Below are 944 nucleotides of genomic sequence, written 5' to 3' on the forward strand. Positions count from 1 at the left end.
GACCGGTGAGTCCGCCTACCTCAACGTCCCGTCGCATGACGGGCACGGAATCTACCTTTCCGTCCGCGAGGGTACCCACTCCGTCCGCCACACCAGCTGGGTGGGCCGGAGCATCCCGCTGGAGGGTTCCGCTGCGGGGGCCGTCCTGCGCGGCCGGACGGGCGAAGACGGCTTTGTGGTGGTCAGCAACGGCATCGAACCGGACGTCACCGCTATCGCGGCGCCCGTGATCTCCGGCGGCCATGTGGTGGCCGCGCTGAGCGTGGTGGTGCCGAGCTACCGGATCACCGACGACGGCGCACGCCGGATCGGCCGCCAGGTCGCCGCCGAGGCGGCCGGCATCCTCACCCCGCCGCCCACGAACACACCCCCTACCAACGAGTCCACGACCCCAGGAGCACAGGCATGACCTCCTTCACCCAGCACGACCCCTCACGATCCGTCCGCGCACCCCGCGGCACCGAATTGTCAGCGAAAAGCTGGCAGACGGAAGCACCGCTGCGCATGCTCATGAACAACCTCGACCCCGAGGTGGCGGAGCGGCCGGAGGACCTCGTGGTCTACGGCGGCACCGGCCGGGCCGCCCGCAGCTGGGAGGCCTACGACGCCATCGTCGCCACGCTGCAGGACCTCGAGGACGATGAGACGCTGCTGGTCCAGTCCGGCAAGCCGGTGGGCGTCTTCCGCACCAACCCGTGGGCGCCGCGGGTGCTCCTCGCGAACTCCAACCTGGTGGGGGACTGGGCCACCTGGCCGGAGTTCCGCCGGCTGGAGGCCGAGGGGCTCATGATGTACGGCCAGATGACCGCCGGGTCCTGGATCTACATCGGCACCCAGGGCATCCTGCAGGGAACTTTCGAGACATTCGCCGCCGTGGCCAACGCCCGTTTCGGCGGGACCCTGGCCGGCACCCTGACCCTCACCGCCGGGTGCGGCGGAATGGG

General features: G+C 70.4%; 1 protein-coding gene and 1 pseudogene. Both read left to right on the top strand.

Going from position 1 to position 944, the window contains the following annotated elements; all coding sequences use genetic code 11:
* A partial coding sequence (locus tag X803_RS19775) for an IclR family transcriptional regulator domain-containing protein (protein ID WP_275450947.1) occupies positions 1 to 409 on the top strand: 409 nt, incomplete at its 5' end.
* A pseudogene (locus X803_RS19780) lies at positions 406 to 944 on the top strand (urocanate hydratase); the annotation flags it as partial. The gene X803_RS19775 and the pseudogene X803_RS19780, both read left to right, overlap by 4 nt.

Origin of the sequence: Arthrobacter sp. 35/47 (genome assembly GCF_000520475.1) — a bacterium.
Taxonomy (GTDB): Bacteria; Actinomycetota; Actinomycetes; order Actinomycetales; family Micrococcaceae; genus Arthrobacter_D; species Arthrobacter_D subterraneus.